The organism is Brucella oryzae, from assembly GCF_041929965.1.
Lineage (GTDB): Bacteria > Pseudomonadota > Alphaproteobacteria > Rhizobiales > Rhizobiaceae > Brucella > Brucella oryzae.
The window spans coordinates 25,380-49,371 of the sequence record NZ_JBHEEO010000007.1 but is presented as its reverse complement, the minus strand read 5'-3'; the positions used below and the strand labels follow the sequence as shown (position 1 = coordinate 49,371).

The window sequence follows — 23,992 nt, the reverse complement described above, 5'->3', positions numbered from 1 at the left end:
CATCTTCTTATCGTTTTATCGAATCGTAACGCACCATCGTGGAACGTCAACAAACATCTGTCTAACGTTTAAATCCAAGACAAGCAAACCGCCCGGACGGGAGTTCCAACCGGGCGGCAAAAGGTATCAGTGATGCGAAATCGGGTCAGTTATCGCTGACCGGCTCGCCGCTCATGAAGCCCGGGAACCAGCCTTCAAAGGCGTCGGTCAGATCGGCAACGCTGACATCGACACTATCACCAATCTTCAGGCGGTCGCCGCCAACAGTACCGAGAACGCGGAACGGAATGCCTGCGCCTTCGGCATTGAGGGCAATGAGCTTTGCCATTTCCGCCGTGGCCGCGACGACATAGCGCGCCTGATCTTCACCGAAAAGGACCGCGTGCGTCAGGCCGTCACCGGCATCGAGTTCTGCGCCCTTGCCAGACTTGATCACCATTTCCGCGACGGCAATCGCCAGCCCCCCATCGGAGAGGTCATGACAGGCCGTAACCTGACTGTTGCGGATAGCTGAACGAACGAACTCGCCGTTACGCTTTTCAAGCGCAAGGTCGACTGTCGGGGCAGGGCCATCGGCACGGTCGAACAGATCGCGCAGGTAAACCGACTGGCCGAGATGCGTGCCGTCGCCGCCAAGCAGAACCAGTGTGTCGCCGTCCTGCATGCCGCCGATCTTGGCGGTCTGCGACCAATCCGGAATGAGGCCCACGCCTGCAATGGTCGGTGTTGGCAGAATAGCCTGACCGTTGGTTTCGTTATAAAGCGAGACATTGCCCGAGACGATCGGGAAATCCAGCGCACGGCAGGCTTCACCGATGCCTTCGATGGCCTTGACGAGCTGGCCCATGATTTCCGGCTTTTCAGGATTGCCGAAGTTCAGATTGTCGGTCGAAGCCAGAGGCTCCGCGCCGGTCGCCGTGATGTTGCGCCAGCATTCGGCCACAGCCTGCTTGCCGCCTTCAAATGGGTCCGCTTCGCAATAACGCGGCGTCACGTCCGACGAGAAGGCGAGAGCCTTGGTGTCATGGCCTTCAACGCGGATCACACCGGCGTCGCCGCCCGGAACCTGCAGCGAATTGCCCTGAATGAGCGTATCGTACTGTTCATAGACCCAGCGACGCGACGAAAGGTCAGGCGAACCGATGAGCTTGAGAAGGGCTGCCGAATAGTCTTCCACCTGCGGCACATTGCTGGCAGGGAGCGGCGCGTGCTTGCCCGGTTCCATCCACGGACGATCATATTCCGGCGCTTCGTCGCCCAGATCCTTGATCGGCAGGTTGGCGACTTCCTCACCCTGATGAATGACGCGGAAACGAAGGTCGTCGGTCGTCTTGCCGACAATGGCGAAGTCGAGACCCCACTTGCGGAAGATCGCCTGCGCTTCTGCTTCTTTTTCGGGCTTCAGAACCATGAGCATGCGCTCCTGGCTTTCCGAAAGCATCATTTCATAGGCCGTCATGTTCTCTTCGCGAACGGGAACATGGTCGAGAATGAGTTCGATGCCGAGATCGCCCTTGGCGCCCATTTCGACGGCAGAGCACGTCAGACCGGCAGCACCCATATCCTGAATGGCAATCACGGCGCCGGAGGCCATCAGTTCAAGGCAGGCTTCAAGCAGGCATTTTTCGGTGAAGGGATCGCCCACCTGAACGGTCGGGCGCTTTTCTTCAATCGACTCGTCAAATTCAGCCGATGCCATGGTCGCACCGCCGACACCGTCGCGACCCGTCTTGGCGCCCAGATAGACGACCGGCAGGCCGACGCCCTTGGCTTCCGACAGGAAAATGCCGTCATGCTTGGCAAGACCGGCAGCAAAGGCGTTGACTAGAATATTGCCGTTATAACGCTTGTCGAAATTCACTTCGCCGCCAACGGTCGGCACGCCAAAGGCATTGCCATAGCCGCCGACGCCGGAAACGACGCCCGATACGAGGTGACGGGTCTTCGGGTGGTCAGGTTCGCCAAAGCGCAGCGCATTCATTGCCGCAACGGGACGCGCGCCCATGGTGAACACGTCGCGCAAAATGCCGCCAACGCCGGTCGCCGCACCCTGATAGGGCTCGATGTAGGACGGATGGTTGTGGCTTTCCATCTTGAAGACGACGCAATCGCCGTCGCCGATATCCACTACGCCTGCGTTTTCGCCGGGGCCCTGAATAACGCGCGGTCCGGTTGTCGGAAGCGTGCGAAGCCATTTCTTGGAGGACTTGTAGGAGCAGTGCTCGTTCCACATGGCCGAGAAAATTCCGAGCTCTGTGAAGGTGGGCTCGCGTCCGATCAGTTCAAGAATGCGCTGATACTCGTCCGGCTTAAGACCATGCGCTTCGATCAGTTCCGGCGTGATGTCTCGCATATTGGAAATAGTCATGGAAATGGGGAACCCCGTCGCAGGCTGCGGCACCCGAAAGCCTTCTGCCGAAGACTGGCGCCTAAGGTTTCAAGGCGCCTCTTTACCCTAAGTTTTCATGAAGTGCGACAGGAAAATACCGCTTTCCCGGCCCAATCGTATATCGATAATGATAATGCGAGACCGAGCCCGTCAGACACTCCCCTCATATCCTGCCTGTTCGTTTTCGAGCAGGCGACGGAGCGTCAGAAAACAGTTTTCGACGACGTTGCGATCAGCCGGAGAAGAGAAAGCAATGCGGACGCGGTGATAGATCTGATCGACACGTCCGGCCTTGAACTCATCCTCGTCATCGATCAGGATTCCGCTTTCATAGGCGGCCGCTTTGAACGTGCCTGAAAGCCACGGCTCGGGCAGTCCCATCCACAGGAATGGAACTGTTGGACGGGATACGAAATCGAAACCGTCGAAGATTTCTCTCGCCATTTTTTCGCGGATGACCGTTTCTTCGCGGCATTTGCTATGAATGGCGTCTGCCTCACCGGACAATACAAGCTGCGCGCCGGTTTCGGCGAGCAGGAAGGCTGCGCCGCCCGTGACCATCTTGTGGGTTACCTTCACCCGTTGCGCGCAATGCGCAGGGCAGGCGACCCAGCCGCTGCGTATCCCCGCGGCAACGGCTTTCGATAGACCGGAGACGACGAAGGTGCGTTCAGGCGCAAAACTTGCCAAGGGTGGAATCTGGCTGTCGCACATGACGCCATAGATATCGTCTTCGATAAGCCAGACATTGTAACGCCTCGCGATGTCGGCAATGGCGCGACGCCGTTCTTCCGGCATGACGGATAAAGTCGGATTGTGCAGCGTCGGCATCAGAAAGGCGAGGGTGGGATGCTGCTGGCGGCAGGCGCGTTCGAATTCTTCCGGGATCAGGCCGTATTCATCCAGACCGGCCTGAATGGTCCGGCGACCGAGAAGGCGCACGGAACGGCTGATCTGCGCATAAGTCAGATTCTCGAACAGGATGCGATCGCCCGGATTGGTGAAAGCCGTAATGATGGCGATGCTTGCAGCCTGCGCGCCATTGGTGACGACAATGTTGTCGAGGTCTGGCCGCCAGTCAGCGCGTGAAAGCCATTTTTGCCCGGCTTCCAGCCAGTGCTGCGGGAAGTAGCGCGAATAGCTTGCAATATCCTGCGGAAAATCCCGATGAATCTCGGCGTTGATTTTGGCCAGAACTTCATGCTGGCCGACATCCGGTGCTGCCGTGGTGTCGAAGCGTATTTTCCCGGATGGGACATCAGCAGGCTTTGTGCCAGCGATGCCGGAGGCAGACAGCGCATTGTCTGCGGGTTCTTCACCCAACACATAGGTTCCCCGGCCGACTTCGCCCGTCACAAGGCCGCGCTCATGGGCCAGGGCATAGGCACGGCCGATTGTACCGATTGTCACCTTCAAGTCGAATGCCAGATTCCGTTGCGGGGGAAGCTTGGCCCCCGCTGGCAATCCACCATTCCCGATAGCCTCTTCAATGGCATCGGCAAGCTGCAGGTAAAACGGGCCGGATTTGCCGGCAAGGTCTGGAATCCAATTTGTCATGGTGACAACTTATAAATTGTACCTATTGTTAAGTCAATTGTAGAGTCAATTTGTCGCTGCTTGGTGACAATGAAGATGTCTAAGCAAACATAGGGTTTGCCTCGACTGCTTCCCAGCTCCCAACTGGGCCAACTGGCAATGAAATGGACCGAGACAATGTTCTACTTCAGACCGCAGACCGAGACAATAGATACAATTCTTCCCGTTCCAGTGGCAGATAGTATCACGGACTTGCCAAAAGGATTGCAGGTTAATCTGACAACGGCCTCCCGGCCGCAAGTCGGATATATAAGCCGCTTTTTAAACTGGGTATCTTATCGAATGATGCTGCGGCGCACCCGGATCGCCTTGGGCGAGCTGACGGACGATCAGTTGCGCGACATCGGGCTACAGCGCGACGAAGCAGAGCGCGAAGCGCGCAAGGTGCGTTTTCACTTGCGTTGAGATGCGTCGCGGAAAGCAGCTTTCCGCGACGCATTTTGATGTTACTGGCAGCCGCTCTGGCCCGAAGACCAGCGGTTGACATCGGCGGCGATGCGTCCGCCATGGCTTTCCTGCATCATGGGACCGAAGGCTTCGACGCGAGCCGGATTGCCTTGCGCCTGCACCACAAGCAGCGGACGAGATGCCGGATTGCGGGCTGGCACGACCAGAATGCGCGGACGTCCGGTAAAGGAATTCAGCTCCGGCGCAAGTGTGTAGCCACGGAAATCCTTGTCCCTGGATTTGAACCAGCAGCTATTTGCTGCCAGCGCAATGCGTTCCATTGTTGGTAGTGCCGCCTTGCTGGCATCGACGGCGATGGGCCCCGTGGGCTTGCTGGAAGTGCAGGCTGCAAGCATTGCAATGGCCGGGAGGGCCAGAAGAGCGAAAGTCTTGGTCTTCAAGGAGGGGCTCCGATAGTGCGTGCCTTTTTGAAGGCACGCATGAGAGGTGGGCGGGGGTAAACAGTGTCAGGCGAGTTGCGGCATGAAGGCTTTCAGCCCGTCGCTCATCTCGTTCCAGATGCGCTCGAAAGCCGGATGCTGTTTTGCCTTGGCGGCATATGCATCAAATTTCGGGAATTCGTCCAGCAAATCCGCTTTGCCCGAGAGCTTCTTCAACGGTTCCATCAGGAAACGCACCGGCAAGAGCCAGCAATCCGCAAGGGTTGGTTCGTCTCCGGCGGCATAAGGCTTGTCCGAAAGACGGCTTTCAACCACTTTCAGGCCGGTATGCATCTTGTCGAACAGGCGTTCGATGGTTGCATTGTCGCGCTCGGGCTTGCTTAGCAGGATGAACAGCTTCATCGCAGGGCCAAGCACTTCCAGTTCCGTTACGCGGGCCAGCAGGCGTGCGAGCGCGCGTTCGCGCGGCGTGCCGGGCAGTACGGATACTTCCGGAAAATGGTCTTCGAGATATTCGGCGATCACTGCTCCCTCGAACAGCGTCTCGCCGGAGCTGGTAATCAGCACCGGAATGCGGCGGAGCGGCGTGATATTGCCGAAATCAGCCGGAAACGGGTAGGGCAGGTTCATCGGCTTGAATGGCAGATCTTTCAGGTAAAGAACCCCACGGACAAAGGCCGAGTAAGGGGAAAGAGGTCTGGAATAAAGCTGCATGAATGAAGTTCCCCTGATTCGTTATCGCTAAAATGTGCGAGGCATTTCCAGCAAAAATGTGAACGCTTTGTGCTGGGAAAATGCGTGAAACAAATATGGGGCGATCCCGACGTTTTCTCTTCCGCTGGAACCCTCCCGAAGCCAAGCTGCCACGAAAATAGATGCTTTGCCAGTGCAGTTTTGCGGTGGAGGCGGCAGAGCGGGCGCAATAAAAAAGGCGACTCGATTGGAGCCGCCTTTTCCGTTTATCTGTTTGCCAGCTTACGCCGCGATGCCAAGCGCGCCCGCGAAGAGCGCCCGACCGTCATCGCCGCCATGGGCCGCTTCGATCAGGTTTTCCGGATGCGGCATCATGCCGAGCACATTGCCGCGTGCGTTGACGATACCGGCAATGTCGTTGACCGATCCATTCGGATTGGTGCCTTCGGCATAGCGGAACACAACCTGGCCTTCACCTTCGATACGCTTCAGCGTTTCGGCATCGGCGAAATAATTGCCGTCATGATGCGCGACCGGGCAGCGGATGATCTGGCCCGGCTTGTAGCCGCGCGTGAACGACGTGTTGGCGTTGGTTACTTCGAGCTTCACTTCGCGGCAGACGAACTTCAGCGAAGCATTGCGCATCAGCGCGCCAGGCAGAAGTCCGGCTTCGACGAGGATCTGGAAACCGTTGCACACGCCCATGACCATGACGCCTTTTTCGGCTTTCTCGCGCACGGCCTGCATCACCGGCATACGGGCTGCAATCGCACCGCAACGCAGATAGTCACCATAGGAGAAGCCGCCCGGAATCAGAATCAGGTCCACATCGTCGGGAATGCTCGTATCGGTCTGCCAGACGGTCACCGGCGCCTGCCCGGTAATCTTGGTAAGCGCTGCGATCATGTCGCGATCGCGATTGAGACCGGGAAGGAGAATGACTGCGGATTTCATGGCATCTGCTTCCTTTATTGGGCTCAGGCGATGGCGATAGAATAATCTTCGATCACGGTGTTGGCGAGCAGCTTCTCGCACATGGCCTTGAGGTCCGCTTCGGCCTTGGCCTTGTCCGAGCCTTCCAGTTCCAGATCGAACACCTTGCCCTGACGGGCCGAGCTGACGCCGTCGAAACCGAGGCTGCCGAGCGCGCCGACGATGGCCTTGCCCTGCGGGTCGAGAACGCCGTTTTTCAGTGTAACGGTGACGCGTGCCTTGATCACTCTATAGTTCCTGCAATTTTAGAACGAATGAAACAGCCCGAAAGGTTTGTTCTGGCATGATCTTATCCGAAAACCGTGTCGACTGTCAGGATCATGCCCTTCCGGGCTGGGCGGATCATTTACTTTACAAGTGTGGGGCCGGCTGGACGCGGCGTATCGTTCTCGTTCATGATGCCGAGACGGCGCGCCACTTCCTGATAGGCCTCGACCAGTCCGCCCATATCGCGGCGGAAACGGTCCTTGTCTAGTTTGTCATTGGTGCTGAGATCCCAAAGACGTGCCGAGTCCGGTGAAATTTCGTCGGCAACGACAATGCGCATCATGTCGCCTTCCCACAGCCGCCCGCATTCCATCTTGAAGTCGACAAGCTGGATGCCGATGCCGAGGAACAGGCCGGTGAGGAAGTCGTTGACGCGAATGGCGAGCGCCATGATATCGTCGATTTCCGGCGGGCTTGCCCAGCCGAAAGCCGTGATATGCTCTTCGGTGACCATAGGGTCGTCGAGCGCGTCGGCCTTGTAATAGAACTCGATGATCGAGCGCGGCAGGACGGTGCCTTCTTCAAGGCCAAGGCGCTTGGCCAGCGAACCGGCTGCAACATTGCGCACAACCACTTCAAGCGGAATGATTTCCACTTCCTTGATCAGCTGCTCACGCATGTTGAGGCGGCGGATGAAGTGCGTTGGAATCCCAATGCGGTTGAGCTGGGTAAAAATATGTTCTGAAATGCGGTTGTTCAGCACGCCTTTTCCGTCGATGACTTCATGCTTCTTTGCATTGAAGGCAGTTGCATCATCTTTGAAAAATTGGACGAGCGTACCGGGTTCAGGGCCTTCATAAAGAATCTTGGCCTTGCCCTCGTAAATACGGCGGCGACGGTTCATGGCTTTTCTCGGATTTCCATATCTATGGTGATCGGCTCTAAGCCGCTATTCTCGCGGGCTACCTATAGCAATTGTGGGCTTTTAACAATCCTGCTTTGTGCCCGTTCCCCCGTTTTTGCTGTTTCTGATGCAAGTTTATGCATGAGTCGCAAGAAAGTAGTCTTTAGCTCTTGTATAATCTTGCGCCCCTTGCCAGCTTTAGGCAAGAGAACGGATGACGGTCTCTTCTAACTTGTAAGTCTGGGAGCTTTATGAATGACCACTGGCATGGATGATCGCCGCGACGCTTTTGAAAAGAAATTCGCGCTTGATGCGGAACTGCGCTTCAAGGCGGAGGCACGCCGCAACAAGCTTCTGGGACTTTGGGCTGCCGAGCAGCTTGGCAAGAAGGATGCGGACGCTGAAGCCTATGCCAAGGAAGTCGTTGCCGCTGACTTCGAGGAAGCTGGCGATGAGGACGTTTTCCGCAAAATTCGCGCCGACTTCGATGCCGCGAGCGTTAGCGTAAACGATGAAGCAATCCGCGAAAAGATGTTCGCTTTCCTTGAGGAAGCCGTTCGTCAGGTGAAGCAGGATTGATGGATGGTTTGGGGCGGAAGAGCAGTTGGCACTTCCGCCCCGATCCCTTTGAAACGAAGGAAATTCGAATGTCGTTGTCTTCGCGCCTTCGCGCGGGGGAAACAGTGCTTTCTGCATGGTCTTCCCTGCCTGAACCCCTGACCGTAGAAATTCTCGCACACAGCGCCTTCGATGCCGTAACGCTCGATATGCAGCATGGCGGCCATGACGAGGCGAGTGTTCTTCGCTCTCTCGGTCTCATCCTGAACGCTGGTAAGCCGCCGGTCGTGCGCATTCCTGTCGGCCGTTTCGACATGGCAAGCCGTGCGCTGGATTTTGGCGCGCAGGCCGTCATCGCTCCGATGATCAATTCTGTCGAGGATGCCCGCCGCTTTGCTGCCGCGATGAAATATCCGCCGGTGGGCGAACGTTCATGGGGCGTATTCCGGGCCAATGCGGATTACGGTGCGCCGGGTTCCAATGACTATCTGACGACCGCAAATCATGACACGCTTGCTTTCGCGATGATTGAAACGCGCGATGCCTATGATGCGCTGGATGCCATTCTGGATGTGCGCGGCATCGACGGTGTTTTCGTGGGACCGGCGGATTTCTCCATTGCGTGGAGCAACGGTCGCGAAGCCAACCCGAATTCGGATGCGATTGTGGAACCCATTGGCAATATTGCCCGCAAGGCCGCTGCGGCAGGAAAGATCGCAGGCATCTATTCGCCATCACCGGAGTTTGCACGTCGCTATATTCCGCTTGGTTTCCGCTTCCTGACGCTCAGCAATGATGGCGGTTATATCCGCCTTGCAGCGGAAACGCTGACGAAAGCGGTTCGCGACTAGTTCCATTGCAAGGTACTGAACAAGAAAAGGCGGGCACGTGGCCCGCCTTTTCATACAGAATGAGTAAACATCAGTGATGCTTCGGCGCCTGCAACTGCGTCATAAACTCGGCGAATACCATCGAGCCTTCCGGCCATGGTCCATGCCCGGATTCCGAGTTGATATGCCCGGATTCACCAGCATCGATCAGCATTGCGCCCCAATCCTTCACGACATCTTCTGCTGCTTCGAAGCTTGAAAAGGGATCGTTGCGGCTAACCACGGTAATCGTCGGGAACGGCAGGCGTTCACGCGGATAAGGACCGAACGTCATCAGATGCTTGGGGCGGATTTTGTCGTTTGAAACGTCCGGAGGCGCCACAAAGAACGCTCCGGCCACCTTGTGCTGAAAATGTGGCAAGGCATGAACTGCGGTTGCAACGCCGAGCGAATGCGCGACCAGAACAATCGGCCTGGTTGCTGCATTGGCGGCTTTGACGACCTCACCGATCCAGTCGTCACGAACAGGTTTGGTCCACTCGGCCTGCTGTACACGCCGCGCGGTCGAGAGTTTGCTCTCCCAACGGGTTTGCCAGTGGTCGGGGCCGGAATTGGTATAGCCGGGGATGATGAGAATATCTGCGTCTTTGACTTTCATGGCTTCCCATTTAGAGAGGCTTTGTAACTTCTTCAAGCCGTGCTTGTCGTATGCTTAGCATAGAAAGCATGCGAATGATGAACAGCCTGTTCGCTGATCGCGATCTTGTGAAACACGCTCCAAATGGCGATGTTTAGGCAAGATTTGAAACGCGACGGGGATAATGAGGTGGCAATCAGCAGACGTAAGATTCTCGGCGCTGCCGGGACTGCTGTCATGGCCAACATTCTTCCTGTTCGTGCAGAAATGCCGTCGAAGGAGGGCGACATGACACAGCATTTGAAAGCGGCGGCAGCCGAAACCGAGCGTCCGGTCGCTCCGCTTCCATTCGCAATGACCACGCCCATGCGTGTGGCACGTGTTGGCTTGAGGGCACGTGATGCGGAAACATTGGCTGAATATTATCGTGATGTTGTGGGCTTGCGCGAAATGGCCCGTCGTGGCGCGTCGATTGTACTGGGTGCAGGTGATCGCGAACTGATGGAAATCGAACAGTTTTCCGCCGCAAAGCCCGACGATCCGCGCAGTGCTGGTCTTTATCACACGGCTTTCCTGCTGCCGACGCGAGGAGACCTTGCGCGCTGGTCGCGTCGCGCCATCGACAAGCAGTTGCCGGTCAGCGGTGCATCGGACCATAAGGTGAGCGAAGCGATCTATCTGACCGACCCGGAAGGCAACGGCATCGAAATCTATTCAGACTGTCCGAACAATGAGTGGCAATGGAATGGCGACCGTGTTGCCATGAGCACTGATCCGCTCGATGTCGGCAATCTGCTCGATGTCATCAAGCGTGAGGGCGGAGAGTGGGATGGCGCGCCGCAAAATACGGTGGTTGGCCATGTGCATCTGCGTGTCGGCAATGCGCAGGAGGCTGAAACCTTCTGGCACAATGAACTCGGTCTCCAAACCGTTCAAACCTATGGTGATCGCGCCGTGTTCATGTCCACCGGGCGCTACCATCACCATATCGCTGCCAATGCCTGGCAGAGCGCTGGCGCTGGCAAGCGCGATATGGATCGCACCGGGCTTGGCTGGGTCGAGCTTGAGGATACGCGCGGCGGTAACAACAGCACCTTCGTGGATCCATGGGGCAACGTGGTCAATACGATCAAGACCAAGGCGTAACCAGCCCATCTCCGGAATATAAAAAAGCCCCATGTTTTCATAAACATGGGGCTTTTTCGGATTCAAATTATGAACCAATTAAAAGGAGGGGCGCAGATTTTGGTTATGACGTGCCGAAACTCGTGGCTTGCGAGAACCGGAGCGCAGCGTACCTGAGGTACGTGAGCACCGGAAGCGCAGTAAGACGCGATTTGCAGGCCATCAGAGCCGAAATCTCAACCGAAGACGCGCTTGAAAATCGTATCCACATGCTTGGAGTGGTAGCCGAGATCGAACTTTTCGCGGATCTGGTCTTCGGACAGAGCTGCGCGCACTTCTGTGTCGGCCAGCAGTTCCTCAAGGAAGTCGGCGCCCTGTTCCCAGACCTTCATGGCATTGCGCTGCACGAGGCGATAGGCATCTTCACGCGAAACGCCAGCCTGCGTCAGTGCCAGAAGTACGCGCTGAGAGTGCACCAAACCACGGAACTTGTTCATGTTCTTCAGCATGTTGTCCGGGTAGATGACCAGCTTTTCAATGACGCCGGCCAGACGGTTGAGCGCAAAATCGAGCGTAATGGTCGTGTCCGGGCCGATGGCACGCTCGACGCTCGAATGCGAAATATCGCGTTCGTGCCAGAGAGCCACGTTTTCCATCGCAGGCGTTACCGACATGCGCACCAGACGGGCGAGGCCGGTCAGGTTTTCGGTCAGCACCGGATTGCGCTTGTGTGGCATGGCCGACGAACCCTTCTGGCCCGGCGAGAAGAATTCTTCCGCTTCTAGAACTTCCGTGCGCTGCATGTGACGGATTTCGATGGCGATATTTTCCATCGAAGAGGCAATAACGCCGAGCGTTGCAAAGAACATGGCGTGGCGGTCGCGCGGGATCACCTGCGTCGAAACCGGCTCTGCTTCAAGGCCGAGCTTGGCGCAGACATATTCTTCCACACGTGGGTCGATATTGGCGAACGTGCCGACAGCACCGGAAATAGCGCCGGTCGCGATTTCCGCGCGCGCGGCCACGAGACGGGCGCGGCCACGTGCCATTTCGGCATAGAAACGCGCAAAGGTGAGGCCCATCGTCGTCGGTTCGGCATGGATGCCATGGCTGCGGCCAATGCGCACCGTGTCTTTGTGCTCGAAGGCGCGCTTTTTCAGGGCTTCCAGCACGCGGTCCATGTCGGCAAGCAGCAGATCGGCGGCGCGCACGAGCTGGACATTGAGCGTGGTGTCGAGCACGTCCGATGAGGTCATGCCTTGGTGCACGAAGCGGCTGTCGGGGCCGATGAATTCGGCCAGGTGCGTCAGAAAGGCGATGACGTCATGCTTCGTGACAGCTTCGATTTCATCGATGCGGGCGACGTCGAACTGCGCCACGCTACCCTTTTCCCAGATGGTCTTTGCCGCTTCCTTCGGGATGACGCCGAGTTGCGCCAGCGCCTCGCAGGCATAGGCTTCGATCTCGAACCAGATACGGAACTTTGTTTCGGGCGACCAGATGGCGACCATTTCAGGCCGGGAATAGCGCGGGATCATGGGTGCATCCTATAGAATGGAATAGACGGAAGGAATTTAGTGATTGCGTGCGGCCTCGGCAGCGGCGCGGATCGCCTGAATATTGGTGCGGTAGCTTTCGACGGAGTTGCCCTTGTAGACCGCCGAACCGGCTACGAGAATGTTAGCGCCAGCGGCAACGACCGAGCCTGCGGTTTCCGGCGTAATGCCGCCATCAACTTCGATGTCGATAGGGCGGTCGCCAACCATTTCGCGGACGCGCTTGATCTTGTCGAGCATCGGCGCGATGAATTTCTGGCCGCCAAAACCCGGATTTACGGTCATGACGAGGACGAGATCGACATCTTCGATAACATTTGTCAGCGCTTCGGCAGGTGTTGCCGGGTTGAGCGCCAGACCGGCCTTCTTGCCCAGAGCGCGGATCGATTGCAGCGAACGGTGCGTGTGCGGACCGGCTTCGGCGTGAATTGTGATGAGATCGCATCCGGCATCGGCAAAGGGCGCCAGATAGGGATCGCAGGGCGCAATCATCAGATGCGCATCGAAGAATGCCTTGGTGCGCGGGCGGATCGCCTTCACTACCTGCGGGCCGAAAGTGATGTTTGGCACAAAATGCCCATCCATGACGTCGATATGCACCCAGTCGGCACCCGCTTCCAGCACGGCATCGACTTCTTCGCCAAGACGGGCGAAATCGGCGGAAAGAATGGAAGGGGCGATGGCGATGGGGCGCATTGTGATCTCCGTAACTTTGGCCAGCCCCTAGCACATGAGGGGCAAGAATCCTATCCCCAGCGCTTGTGGAACCACATCCACTGGCCGGGATATTCGCGCACCCATGTTTCGACGGTATCGTTCAAAAGCTGCGCCGTTGCTGCAATATCGATTTCGCCCTTGTCGTCGCGCGGCAGCTCCATGCGTTCATAGAGTTCGAGGCGATAGCGTCCACCGGGAAGGCGGATGCAGCGCGCCGGATAGACGTCGCAATCATATTGCCGCGCAAGCTTGGCCAGCAGGGGATTGGTCTTCACGGGACGATTGAAGAAGGTGGAAGGTACGCCGCGGCGGAATTTCTGGTCCACCAGCATGCCGACATTGCCGCCTTCATCAAGGATATGCGCAAGCGACCAGGCAGCACCGGCTTTCGACGGCACCAGATGGCCCATATTGGTGCGGCGGGCTTTCAAAACCTTGTCGGCGATATAGGGATTGTTCGGCGGGCGGAAGAGCGCCGTAACATTCAGGCCGAAGGTGGCGGCACAGATCGGCAGAAGCTCGAAATTACCGGTATGGGCGGTGAAGAAGATATGCGGCTTCCTCTCGTCGCGCAGGCGTTCGAAAATCGGAATGCCTTCCACTTCGACCAGCCCCGGCGTGGTGGAATAGGGATCGAAATCGAAGACTGCGTCGAGAAAGATATATTCCGCGAAAAGGCGCGCCATCGAATCCCACATTTCGCGGGCGATATCCTCGATTTCCGCGTCGGTTTTCTCAGGATAGGCCTGCCGTAGATTATCGGTGGCAACCTTGTGGCGCGGCGTCAGTGGCCCGACCAGTCGGGCCACTTTGGCGGAAAAGCTGATCGCTGCCTTCGCCGGGAAAAGGCGCAGCAGGCCGAGCAGCAGAAATACGGCCTGTGCCCAGAGCCAGTAGTTGAACTGCTTCAGCTTGCGGGTCCAGCGGAAGAGCAGAAGTTTCAGCTTGAACATCATGGACGTGGGCGACTCAGTCGATCTCGAGAATGATCTTGCCGAAGACGTCGCGGCCTTCCATGCGCTTCAGTGCCGTGTCGATATCGTTGAAGCCGACCACGGTGTCGATGACCGGATGCACGATGCCGCGTGCCATTTTCTGCATGGCGTCGGCCATGTTTTCCATGCGGCAGCCGAAGGAGCCGAAAATCTTCAATTGCTGCTGGAAGAGCTGCATCAGGTTCATGTTGGTGGAAACGCCGGAGGTCGAACCGCAGGTGACGAGACGCGCGCCGCGTTTCATGCAGAGCATCGAACCGGCCCAGGTGTCTGCGCCCACATGCTCGAAAACGACATCGACGCCCTTCTTCTTGGTCAGCTTGCGCACGACGCCCTCGAAGCGGTCCTCACGGTAGTTGATGATGTGATCGGCACCGAGAGCCTTGGCTTTCTCGATCTTGTCGTCAGAGCCGACGGTGGTGATGACTGTGCAGCCCATCTTCTTGGCAAGCTGGATCGCCGCCGTGCCGATGCCGGAACCGCCAGCCTGAACGAGCACGGTTTCGCCCGGCTCAAGCTTGGCATTGTCGAACAGCATATGCTCGACCGTGCCGAAGGTGACAGGCGCGACAGCAGCGCCGATGGCGTCCACGCCGGGAGGTGCCGGAACGAGCAGGCGGGCAGGCAGGTTCACGGCCTCGCAGGCAAAACCGTCGAGGTGGAATCCATGCACGCCGCCGACATGCTCGCACAGATTGTCACGGCCTTCGCGGCAGGCGCGGCAAAGCCCGCAGGTGCGCGCACCATAGATCGAGACGAGCTGGCCGGGCAGGAGATTAGACACGCCGGGACCGACGGCATCCACAATGCCTGAAGCTTCCGCACCGATAACCAGCGGCATCTTGCGCTTGGCAAACGCCATGCCGCGCCAACCCCACACGTCGATGTGGTTGAGCGCAACGGCCTTGATCTTCACCGTCACCTCGCCAATGCCGGGGGCAGGCGGCGGTGCGATATCGGTAATTTCAAGGCGGCGATCATCAAGAAGCTGCAAGGCGCGCATGAAGTAATCCTTTTCAAGACATAATCCCGGAAACGGCGAACCGTCCGGGATCATGGGAAAATTCGTATTTGCCGGACCGATTAATTCGGATTTGCCGCCAAAACAAGGCTCGTATTCTGTCCGCCGAAACCGAACGAGTTGGAAAGCACGGCAGAAACCTCAGCCTGACGCTTCACATTCGGCACGACATCAAGCGGGATAGCCGGGTCCGGATTGTCGTAGTTGATGGTTGGCGGCAGCGTACCCGTCTGGATCGTCAGAAGCGAGAACACAGCTTCGATAGCACCCGCAGCGGTCAACGTATGGCCGATCATCGACTTGTTGGAAGAAACCGGGATGGAGGCAAGCTTGTCGCCGAATACGGTCGAAAGCGCCAGATATTCCATCTTGTCGTTTTCCGGCGTCGAAGTGCCATGGGCGTTGATATAGGAAATCTGCTCTTCGGTCAGACCGGCATCGGCCAGTGCGGCGCGCACCGTGCCAATGGCAGGCGAGGCGTCCGGCTTGGAGCGTGTGCGATGGAAATCATCGGCCTTTTCGCCGCAACCGGCAAGAATGCCCAGCACTTTTGCGCCACGTGCAACGGCACTTTCAAGCGATTCCATCACCAGAGCGCCGGATCCTTCCGACATGGCAAAGCCATCGCGATCCTTGGAGAAAGGCTTGGAAGCCTTTTCCGGCTTGTCGTTCTGTGTGGAAAGAGCGGATAGCAGTGAGAAGCGGATGAGAGCTTCGGCAGACACCGAGCCGTCGGTTCCGATAGAAAGAACGCGGTCACTTTCGCCGCGACGGATGGCTTCCACGCCGAGCTGAATCGCAGTTGCGCCCGAGGCACATGCGGTTGAAAGCGTGATCGGCAGGCCGCGCGTGCCGAAAGCTTCCGACAGGCGTTCGGCGATATAGCCGAACTGGGTCGTGTTGAAGAGGTCGTCCTGACGTGCACGGCGGCAGGCTTCCAAGAGGAGCTGATAGCTCGCCGGGCCTTCATTCTTCACGGTCGCATCAAGTGCAAACCGGCTTTTCCAGTCCAGTTCGACCGGGGGAGCCGCCAGAAAAAGCGGGCCGCCGAAATCGGTCGACGAAAGGCCGGACTGTGCGAGGGCTTCTTCACCGGCGAGCCGGGCCAGTGCTTCTGAGAGTGCTGATGCACCGACATCGCTTTCGGCCAAGAAATCGACTGTTCCGGAAAAGCGTGTATTGAGATTGTCGGTTGGAAAGCGGGTAATGGCGTGGATGCCCGGTTTTCCGCCGGTTAACGCAGCCCAATTGTCTTCCTTGCCCTGACCGAGTGAGGAAACCACACCTGCACCGGTGATGGCGACAATGGGACGGCCGAGATGGTCTGTATATTTCGTCATCTTATACTCTCACCAGCTTTGCTGCGCCTTCGGCACGCGTAGCGCCAATTACGGTGACGATTGCTTCGCTGATTGGGCCACCGGCATCCTTTTCGGATGCATCCAGCGGTGCAAAAGCTTCGCCTTTCCAGACGGATATGGCCGCAAGTGCCAATGCCAGCGGGAACTGCGCTTCACGCATATGACCGGTCAGGCCGGAAATGCCGCGATATGCGGCCGACAGAGCGTCCAGTGTAGCCTTTTCCGCGCCAGTCGCTTCATGGGCACCGGAAGCGCCAGAAATAACATAGGACGGGTCCTTGCCGCCATTGGCTGCAAGGATGAGTTCGCGGATGGTGTTGGCGAGGTCGGCATTGTCGCGTCGAATCTGTGCGCTTTCGATACCGCTCACTTCCGCATAGGCCCGCGCGCCGCGCTTGGCTGCATGGTCAGCGCTTTCCAGTACAAGGAATACGCCGCCGGAACCGGAAACCATGCCGCCGCCAGCCGAACCTTCACGCTGCCAGAGCGGTGCCCAGCCATCATGCTTGAGCAATCCGCCAAGCTCGTGGCCGAGAATCATGTCGAAATGTTCGGAGTTATAGGAGCCGCCGACCAGCGCATGGGTGCTCTGACCGGTGCGGATGCGCGCGGCTGCGGTTTCGATGGCCGAAAGGCCGGAACCTTCCTCGCCCATGAAGGTACGTGACGAACCGGTCACCTTGTGGACGATCGAAATATTGCCTGCGAGCAGATTGGAAAGCTGCGCCAGAAACAGGGTCGGCCGCAGTTCGGTCGAGAGTTTCTCGTTCAGCATGACGCCGCGGTCGTTACGGGTGCGGCCTTCCTCCAGAATCTGCATGTCGACGGTGATATCGCGTTCGCCGCCACCGGCGCCTACGACCATATCCATGGTCGCGCAAAGCGCTTCGTCGTCCTTCATGCCTGCATCCTGAAGCGCTAGTCCTGCGGCGTAGGTACCGAGGCGCTGCCAGGTTTCCATCTGGCGCTGGTCACCGCGCTTTGGAATCTGCAGGCTCCAATCCACTTCACCCAGCGGGTGAACAGTGTAGGGCGCGAAGGCTTCCTTTTCGAGGCGCGGTTCAGTACCTGTCTTTGAGAACGCGTTCCAATGTGCGTCGACCCCTTCGCCGAGCGAAGAGATGATGCCGATACCTGTGATGACGACTTTATTGTTCTGCATGGGTCCCGTTTGTCCGTCGATGCTGAGACTGCTCTGACAAGCGAAGATTTCGCATTACCAGAAACGGAATCAGGGCGAACATTTCTGTCCACCCCTCAATACCGCCATATTATGTGCCAGATCAGCCTTTTTTGGCCGCAACCAGCTCGTCGATTTTTGCGCAGAGGTTCTTGAGAACGAAATATTCTTCGGTTGGAACCTTGCCTTCGTTGACTTCCTGAGTCCACTGCTCAAGCGGAATCTTGATGCCGAAAGCCTTGTCGATAGCGAAGACGATGTCGAGGAAGTCGAGGCTGTCGATGCCCAGATCGTCGATGGTGTGGCTATCTGGCGTGATGGTGTCACGGTCGATTTCACTGGTTTCGGCGATGATGTCGGCGACTTTGTCAAAAGTAGAGGACAAGTTTCGATTCCTTTATTCATGGCGGTGCCACAGTTGGCACGCATCTGACTGTTTGCGCGTGTCTAGCGTTTTTCCGGTGATAGGGAAAGTCATATTACTTTCACAACCACCGAGCTTTTCAAAAGCGCATATAAGGCGCGCAACATGCGAAGCGCAACATAAAGGCAAACTCTAATTTTGGAAATATTCTCAAAACTGAGTTATTGCGACTATTGCCTAAGGCTCGTTTCTGACGCGTCTGACAAAATACCATAACCCTACAGCGGCGCAGGCTATCATGACGATTGCCAAGGCGTATTGGACCGGGCCGTTCCCTGACGCGATTGCCGCAAGACCGGATGCCACGCTCCCTATCGTGCCTATGGCTTCCGGGTGCTTCAAGGCAGATGTGAAAGCCATGTCACTCTGCCGGGCTTTTGGGGAAATGTCAGTCGCAGGTTCGACGGGCTGGGTAACCGGCGGATTGGCCGCAAGCGCCAGAGCGCGAGAACGTACCCGGCCAACACGGGCGAGCCATCCTTTTCCGAACGATGATGCAGTAGATAAGCCTTCCAACCATGATGCACGCGCATCGCACAAGGCATTGATGATCTCGTCTGCGGGGCGCATGTTTGCCGCGGCGATAGTCTGCGCACCAATTATTCCATCTTCCGGAATCCCCAGAACGCTTTGCAGCATTTTTGCTGCGCGTCCCGGCCCGGAATTGACCGCAAAGTCGAATACGGCGTAGTCAATGCCGGAAGGCAGGTTGTCTCCGTCGATCTTGTTCCAAAATTGTGTTTGGTAGATTTGAGTGGCGGTTGCCTGCGTCATTTCTTTTACATCTTCGGGCGATACTTGGCGGCTCTCCCAAGCAGACAGGGTTGCGATGGTGATACCCATATTGGTCGCACCGCCGGGATCGTCAGGATTGTCTACATATCCGCCTTCTTCACTAAAGATATAAGGAATGACTTTCTGAAAATTCCGTTTCATTTAATTGCCTCTAATTTAGTATTTGAAAATGAAGAGCAGTAATTTGTGGAATAGAATATAATCTTTTTAAGTGCGGGAATAGTGCCAGAACGACTTGTCGACATGTTCAATCGGGATTGGTTCACAAGCATTATTTGATCACGATATGTCTTGCGTCCTGTGCATGGATGCGGCTTCATGAGCATCTCATCGCTGCATCATTGACAGGCGGGCAAAAGTGAATTCGGAAATCTTTGGATATGCACCGGACGGGCAGGCGGTTCACCGGCTCACAATCTCCAACGGCCCGCTGACGGCCAGGATCATAAATTGGGGCGCGGCCATTCAGGATCTGCGCATGGAGGGCCATGCGGCACCATTGGTGATCGGCTATCGCGACTTTGCCGATTATCCGGCTCATTCACCGCATCTGGGCGCAATTGCAGGTCGCTCGGCCAATCGTATTCGCAATGCCCGGTTTGATCTGGATGGGACGACTTACGAGGTGGAGCCGAATTTTCAGGGGATTCATAACCTGCATGGCGGCAGCAAGGGGCTTGGCAATCGCGTCTGGAAGATAACCGGGACGGGTCCGGACTTCGTGACGCTTGCGACGGTGGCGCCTGACGGCGAGATGGGCTTCCCCGGCAATCTGAATGTGAGCTGTACCTATATGCTCAATGGGGATGGAACGCTGATTATTCGTCTGGAAGCAGTGACCGACAAGCCGACCGTCTGCAATCTGCTGCACCATAGCTACTTCAATCTTGATGATGGCGGCGAGGGGGATATCCTCGATCATCAGCTGAAAATCGAAGCTGACGCTTATATGCCTGTCGATGATGCTCTCATTCCGGACGGACGCGTTCTGCCGGTCAAGGGAACGCCATACGATTTCAGGGAGTTCCGTCCGATTCGTTTTGAGGAAAATGGCGGTCAGGTTCAATATGATAGCAATTTCTGCATGACTGCAGCGCGGGGACCATTACGCCCATGTGCATCGGTCAAGGGCGCGCGTTCCGGTATTCGTCTCGATATTTCGACGACAGAGCCAGGCGTCCAGTTCTATGCAGGCAACACCATGGCCAATGACTGCATCGGCCTGATGGGCAAGCCCTACGGAAAACACGCAGGCTTCTGTCTCGAGCCGCAGATATGGCCGGGATCGCTGGAATATCCGTATTTCCCGCAGGCAATATTGCGGCCGGGCGAGGTTTACGCCCAGACGAGCCATTTCAGTTTTACGCGTGAGGAACGCTAGTCGGTAAAGGCGGCGCGTGCGGTTTCCATCGGAGCCAGCGCGCCGCGTATCTCAACGACACGTGCCGCAACCAGGTGGGCTTTCCGTGCCGCGTCCACTGGCGCGAGCCCGTTCAATCGTGCGGCAAGATAGGCGCCGTTGAAGCTATCGCCGGCGCCAGTGGTGTCCACGGCTTGCGCAGCGACAGATGGAACCAGCACTTTTTCTTCGCCAGAGACGACAAGAGCCGGTTCCGTACCGTCCTTGACGACGATTTCTTTCACGCCAAGAGCGGCGAGGCGATCTGCGCAGGCTTCTGCATCCTTGTCGCCAAAGAGCGCCTGTTCATCCGGGAAAGTGGGCAATGCAATATCCGCGATACGCATTGCTTCGCTGATGATCTCCTGCGCAACTTTCCGGTCGGGCCAAAGCTGATGACGGAAATTCGGATCGAATGCGATTCGCGAACCAGCGGCGCGGCACTCCCGCAAGACATTGAAAAACGTGTCGCGATGCTCCGGCAGGATGATGGCGAGTGAAATACCCGAAAAATAGATGATGTCGCGGCCGGTCAGGCTTTTTTCCAGGGCTTCACGGTCACTGGCCAGGCGTCTTGCGGCGGCATCGCTGCGCCAATAGGTGAACGAGCGCTCGGCGCCGTTGAGCGTGATCGCGTAAAGACCGGGATGAAGCCCGTCGATAACCGGGCTATGGGCGATTCCGATACCGTTCGATGTCAGAAATACACGCTGCTTCTGGGAGAAGCTGTCTTCACCAAAGGCCGTTATATATTCGACGGGATAGGATTTGTCCGTCAGCGCCCGCATGTACCACGCAGTGTTCAGCGTATCGCCCGCAAAACCCATGCGCCATTGATCGCCTTCATTGCCAGAAAGCTCGATCATGCATTCGCCGATAGACGCAAATCCGCCCATGTCAGTCTCCTCACTTCCAATGGCGCTAACGCCTATACTAATTTTCGCTCGTGTAAATTGGTTTGTCGGCATTTCGTCAGCACTGTCATGTCAGCTTTATCGACTTGCCACATTCATTGTGTAAGCATCCGCCGACCGCATCGACCTCAAAATCAGGATAGCTTTTCAGAAGCACGATGCATTACTGGATATTCGGGAGTTCCGCTGACGTCGTGTAGCGAGCCTCGCTTAAGGATTTGACATGCGTTATGCGATTTATTTCACGCCGCCATCCAATGATGCGCTTTTGAAGGTTGCCGCAAATTGGCTCGGGCGCAATGCCTTCAGTGGCGAACCGGTCAAGATGCCTGCGATTCGCTCGCTTGCGACCGCTGAAATCGCCCAACTGACCGAAGAGCCACGGCGTTATGGCTTTCATGCGACGATGAAGGCTCCCTTCCGTCTGAATGAAGAGCACACCGAAAGTGATCTGCTTGCCGCATTGATGCATTTCGCATCGTCGGCATCGCCGGTCGTTATTCCGCGTCTGAAACTGCACGCAATTGGCCCGTTCTTCGCGCTTGTGCCGGAAGAGCCGGTTGCCGAGCTGAACCAGCTTGCCAATGATGTTGTCGTTGCCTTCGACCGGTTTCGCGCACCTCTGAACGAGGCTGAAATTGCAAAGCGGCGTCCGGAGCGTCTCAGCGAAACACAGCGGCATAATATCGAGCGCTGGGGCTATCCTTATGTTTTCGAGGAGTTCCGCTTTCATATGACGCTGACCGGCCCGGTGGAGGAGAAAGACCGCGCTCGCGTGGAGCGGACGCTGGACGAATTCTTCACGCCGCTGCTGGACGATGCCGTTGAGGTTGCGAATCTCGCTCTGTTCGTGGAACCTGAGAAAGGGGCTCCTTTCGAGATTCATTCGCTGCATCCTCTGACCGGTGGCAAGATAGCGTCTGCTCGGGCCTCACGAGCGGTTGGGAGGCCGTAATCAATGGGAAATGAAACGGTTCTGCGCAATGCCCGCGTCGTGCTCTCCGATGATGTCGTTCTCGGTTCCCTGAAACTCGTGGACGGTAAGATCGCTGATATCGCGACCGGCGCATCCAGTATCGGCGAGGATATGGAAGGTGACTTCCTCACGCCGGGGCTGGTCGAACTGCACACGGATCATCTCGAAGGGCACTATGCGCCGCGCCCGAAGGTCCGCTGGAACCCGATTGCTGCCGTGCAGGCGCATGATGCGCAGATTGCTGCTTCTGGGATCACAACTGTTTTCGATGCATTGCGCATTGGCTTCGATGACGACGCCGAGACAGGTATAGACGATATGCGCAAGCTTTCGTCGGCAATTGCCGAGGGCCGCAATGCGGGCCGTCTGCGCGCCGACCATTTCCTGCATTTGCGCTGCGAGGTTTCAGCACCTGACTGCCTTCCAGCCTTCGAACAATTCGGCAATCAGCCGCTGGTCAGGCTGGTATCCCTGATGGATCACGCGCCGGGGCAGCGTCAGTTCACGGATATCGAAAGCTACAAGACCTATTTCCTTCGCAAGCTGAAATTCTCGGAAGAGGAGTTCCGCCTCTATTGCGAGCGGCGTATCGGGCAGTCCCAGCAATATTCCGCGCCGACACGCAAGGCGATTGCCGAATTGTGCCACCAACGCGGCGTTGTTCTGGCGAGCCACGATGACGCAACGGTGGACCATGTGGCGGAAGCGCAGGCGCAGGGAATAAGGGTTGCGGAATTTCCCACCACACATACGGCTGCGAAGGCGTCAAAGGAGTCCGGAATGTCGGTTCTCATGGGCGCGCCAAATGTCGTGCGCGGCGGTTCACATTCGGGAAATGTGTCCGCGCGCGAACTGGCGGAAGCTGGAAATCTCGACATCATATCGTCGGACTATATTCCGGCCAGCATGATGCAATCGGCGTTTTTTCTCGCAGATGTCGCCGAAAATATCTCGCTGCCTCAAGCTATTCGACTGGTTTCTGCCAACCCTGCCAAAGCAGTAGGGCTGGAGGATCGCGGCGAGATTCTCGCAGGCAAGCGAGCTGATCTGGTTCGGGTGCAGATTGCCGATCATGTTCCGATCATCCGCACCGTCTGGCGGGAAGGGCGGCGGGTTATCTAGCCCACCGGGACCGGGCTTGTCGGTTCCAGCGCCAATCTGCCATCATCCAGAATATCGAGCTGGAGAGAGCGATAGCTGTCAATGCTCAGATGGGATGTCTTCGGGGAATGCGGGTGCGTCGCCGTCACCACGACAACGCTGGCGCCGGCAGTTTCCCCCGCAACGATACCGGCTGGCGCGTCCTCGAACACAAGACAATTGCGCGGATCGAAGCCAAGCCTTTTGGCGCCAAGCTGGAAACATTCGGGGCTTGGCTTGCCGCGCTCCACATCTTCGGCGGAAACGATGGTTTTCGGCATCGGTAGCCCTGCCGCGGCGACGCGACGGGTCGCAAGCTCAAGCGGGGCCGAGGTCACGATTGCCCAGCGGTCTTCAGGCAAGGAACTCAGAAAGTCATATGCGCCGTCGATAGGTGCAATACCGTCCAGATCAGCCATTTCGGCCTGAAGCAATATTTCGGCCTCGCGGATCGGATCCACGCCCGGCAGAGCAAGGCGGCGCACCGTTTCAACTGCCCGGACGCCGTGAATGGTCGGCAGAAACGTGATCGGATCGATGCCATGGCGTATTGCCCATTCGCTCCACACGCGTTCGGTCGCTTCGATGGAGCTCAGTATCGTGCCGTCCATGTCGAATAGAAACGCATCGAATGATTTGCCGAAGGGGGAAAAGGAGGTCACGCCGAATGTCCTTGAATTGCGCAAATGAGAATCGGGAGAATGCTTCCAAACGCGATCATAGTGCTTATTTGG

The 23,992-nt window shown here is 57.2% G+C and carries 25 protein-coding genes; 7 read left to right on the top strand and 18 right to left on the bottom strand.

Features of this window, described 5'->3' with window-relative positions:
• Positions 1-145: 145 nt before the first annotated feature.
• Positions 146-2,368 carry a phosphoribosylformylglycinamidine synthase subunit PurL gene (gene purL / locus JNC70_RS09200; RefSeq protein WP_104754061.1) on the bottom strand — a complete coding sequence of 741 codons (2,223 nt, stop codon included), beginning with the start codon at positions 2,366-2,368 and terminating at the stop codon, positions 146-148.
• A gap of 171 nt (positions 2,369-2,539) precedes the next feature.
• Entirely contained in the window at positions 2,540-3,946 is a 1,407-nt protein-coding gene (locus JNC70_RS09195) for an aminotransferase-like domain-containing protein (protein WP_104754062.1), read from the bottom strand.
• Positions 3,947-4,084: 138 nt separating this feature from the next.
• On the opposite strand from JNC70_RS09195, the gene JNC70_RS09190 reads away from it, so the two are divergent.
• On the top strand, positions 4,085-4,390 hold the full coding sequence (locus JNC70_RS09190; RefSeq protein WP_104754063.1) for a DUF1127 domain-containing protein: 306 nt from the start codon (positions 4,085-4,087) through the stop codon (positions 4,388-4,390).
• A gap of 41 nt (positions 4,391-4,431) precedes the next feature.
• Here JNC70_RS09190 and JNC70_RS09185 read toward each other — a convergent pair whose 3' ends face one another.
• The 5 genes from JNC70_RS09185 to purC form a co-directional block, all read right to left on the bottom strand.
• Entirely contained in the window at positions 4,432-4,833 is a 402-nt protein-coding gene (locus JNC70_RS09185; RefSeq protein WP_104754064.1) for a hypothetical protein, read from the bottom strand.
• A 66-nt stretch (positions 4,834-4,899) separates the two neighbouring features.
• Entirely contained in the window at positions 4,900-5,547 is a 648-nt protein-coding gene (locus JNC70_RS09180; RefSeq protein ID WP_104754065.1) for a glutathione S-transferase family protein, read from the bottom strand.
• A gap of 261 nt (positions 5,548-5,808) precedes the next feature.
• Positions 5,809-6,480 (bottom strand): phosphoribosylformylglycinamidine synthase subunit PurQ, encoded by a 672-nt coding sequence (purQ, locus tag JNC70_RS09175; RefSeq protein WP_104754066.1) that lies wholly within the window; start codon positions 6,478-6,480, stop codon positions 5,809-5,811.
• A gap of 23 nt (positions 6,481-6,503) precedes the next feature.
• Positions 6,504-6,746: a phosphoribosylformylglycinamidine synthase subunit PurS gene (gene purS / locus JNC70_RS09170; protein ID WP_008935658.1), complete on the bottom strand. Its 243-nt coding sequence runs from the start codon at positions 6,744-6,746 to the stop codon at positions 6,504-6,506.
• A gap of 119 nt (positions 6,747-6,865) precedes the next feature.
• Entirely contained in the window at positions 6,866-7,630 is a 765-nt protein-coding gene (gene purC / locus JNC70_RS09165; RefSeq protein WP_104754067.1) for a phosphoribosylaminoimidazolesuccinocarboxamide synthase, read from the bottom strand.
• A 255-nt stretch (positions 7,631-7,885) separates the two neighbouring features.
• Here purC and JNC70_RS09160 point away from each other — a divergent pair, with 255 nt between their 5' ends.
• Entirely contained in the window at positions 7,886-8,209 is a 324-nt protein-coding gene (locus tag JNC70_RS09160) for a DUF1476 domain-containing protein (RefSeq protein WP_104754068.1), read from the top strand.
• Positions 8,210-8,271: 62 nt separating this feature from the next.
• On the top strand, positions 8,272-9,039 hold the full coding sequence (locus JNC70_RS09155) for an HpcH/HpaI aldolase family protein (protein WP_208623414.1): 768 nt from the start codon (positions 8,272-8,274) through the stop codon (positions 9,037-9,039).
• Between the two features lie 70 nt (positions 9,040-9,109).
• On the opposite strand, the gene JNC70_RS09150 is transcribed toward JNC70_RS09155, so the two are convergent.
• Positions 9,110-9,676 (bottom strand): alpha/beta hydrolase, encoded by a 567-nt coding sequence (locus JNC70_RS09150; protein WP_104754070.1) that lies wholly within the window; start codon positions 9,674-9,676, stop codon positions 9,110-9,112.
• Between the two features lie 168 nt (positions 9,677-9,844).
• Here JNC70_RS09150 and JNC70_RS09145 point away from each other — a divergent pair, with 168 nt between their 5' ends.
• Positions 9,845-10,801 (top strand): VOC family protein, encoded by a 957-nt coding sequence (locus tag JNC70_RS09145; protein ID WP_374788581.1) that lies wholly within the window; start codon positions 9,845-9,847, stop codon positions 10,799-10,801.
• Positions 10,802-11,016: 215 nt separating this feature from the next.
• Here the strand turns inward: JNC70_RS09145 and purB are convergent, their stop codons facing one another.
• The 8 genes from purB to JNC70_RS09105 all read right to left on the bottom strand — a co-directional run bounded on the left by purB (position 11,017) and on the right by JNC70_RS09105 (position 18,970).
• Positions 11,017-12,318, bottom strand: coding sequence for an adenylosuccinate lyase (gene purB / locus JNC70_RS09140; RefSeq protein ID WP_104754071.1), 1,302 nt, complete (start codon positions 12,316-12,318; stop codon positions 11,017-11,019).
• A gap of 36 nt (positions 12,319-12,354) precedes the next feature.
• Positions 12,355-13,032, bottom strand: a complete 678-nt coding sequence (gene rpe, locus JNC70_RS09135) for a ribulose-phosphate 3-epimerase (RefSeq protein ID WP_104754072.1) — start codon at positions 13,030-13,032, stop codon at positions 12,355-12,357.
• A 50-nt stretch (positions 13,033-13,082) separates the two neighbouring features.
• Positions 13,083-14,009, bottom strand: a complete 927-nt coding sequence (locus JNC70_RS09130) for a lipid A biosynthesis lauroyl acyltransferase (protein ID WP_104754073.1) — start codon at positions 14,007-14,009, stop codon at positions 13,083-13,085.
• Between the two features lie 13 nt (positions 14,010-14,022).
• Positions 14,023-15,051, bottom strand: a complete 1,029-nt coding sequence (locus tag JNC70_RS09125; protein WP_104754113.1) for a zinc-binding dehydrogenase — start codon at positions 15,049-15,051, stop codon at positions 14,023-14,025.
• 80 nt (positions 15,052-15,131) lie between these two features.
• Positions 15,132-16,409 (bottom strand): beta-ketoacyl-ACP synthase, encoded by a 1,278-nt coding sequence (locus tag JNC70_RS09120; RefSeq protein ID WP_104754074.1) that lies wholly within the window; start codon positions 16,407-16,409, stop codon positions 15,132-15,134.
• A 1-nt stretch (position 16,410) separates the two neighbouring features.
• Complete coding sequence (locus JNC70_RS09115; protein ID WP_104754075.1) at positions 16,411-17,592, bottom strand: beta-ketoacyl-ACP synthase; 1,182 nt, start codon at positions 17,590-17,592, stop codon at positions 16,411-16,413.
• A 121-nt stretch (positions 17,593-17,713) separates the two neighbouring features.
• Entirely contained in the window at positions 17,714-17,995 is a 282-nt protein-coding gene (locus tag JNC70_RS09110) for an acyl carrier protein (protein ID WP_006466638.1), read from the bottom strand.
• A 216-nt stretch (positions 17,996-18,211) separates the two neighbouring features.
• Positions 18,212-18,970 carry a glycoside hydrolase family 108 protein gene (locus JNC70_RS09105; RefSeq protein WP_104754076.1) on the bottom strand — a complete coding sequence of 253 codons (759 nt, stop codon included), beginning with the start codon at positions 18,968-18,970 and terminating at the stop codon, positions 18,212-18,214.
• 217 nt (positions 18,971-19,187) lie between these two features.
• Between JNC70_RS09105 and JNC70_RS09100 the strand changes: the two genes are divergently transcribed.
• Positions 19,188-20,210: an aldose epimerase family protein gene (locus JNC70_RS09100; protein WP_104754077.1), complete on the top strand. Its 1,023-nt coding sequence runs from the start codon at positions 19,188-19,190 to the stop codon at positions 20,208-20,210.
• Here the strand turns inward: JNC70_RS09100 and JNC70_RS09095 are convergent.
• Positions 20,207-21,124 carry a sugar kinase gene (locus JNC70_RS09095; protein ID WP_104754078.1) on the bottom strand — a complete coding sequence of 306 codons (918 nt, stop codon included), beginning with the start codon at positions 21,122-21,124 and terminating at the stop codon, positions 20,207-20,209. The two genes, JNC70_RS09100 and JNC70_RS09095, sit on opposite strands and share 4 nt — an antisense overlap.
• A gap of 241 nt (positions 21,125-21,365) precedes the next feature.
• Here JNC70_RS09095 and JNC70_RS09090 point away from each other — a divergent pair, with 241 nt between their 5' ends.
• Positions 21,366-22,097, top strand: a complete 732-nt coding sequence (locus JNC70_RS09090; protein ID WP_104754079.1) for a DUF1045 domain-containing protein — start codon at positions 21,366-21,368, stop codon at positions 22,095-22,097.
• Between the two features lie 3 nt (positions 22,098-22,100).
• The gene (locus JNC70_RS09085; protein ID WP_104754080.1) at positions 22,101-23,240 is read left to right on the top strand and encodes an alpha-D-ribose 1-methylphosphonate 5-triphosphate diphosphatase; all 1,140 of its coding nucleotides are present in this window, start codon (positions 22,101-22,103) and stop codon (positions 23,238-23,240) included.
• On the opposite strand, the gene JNC70_RS09080 is transcribed toward JNC70_RS09085, so the two are convergent.
• Positions 23,237-23,920, bottom strand: a complete 684-nt coding sequence (locus JNC70_RS09080) for an HAD family hydrolase (RefSeq protein ID WP_104754114.1) — start codon at positions 23,918-23,920, stop codon at positions 23,237-23,239. The two genes, JNC70_RS09085 and JNC70_RS09080, sit on opposite strands and share 4 nt — an antisense overlap.
• Positions 23,921-23,992 lie beyond the last annotated feature (72 nt).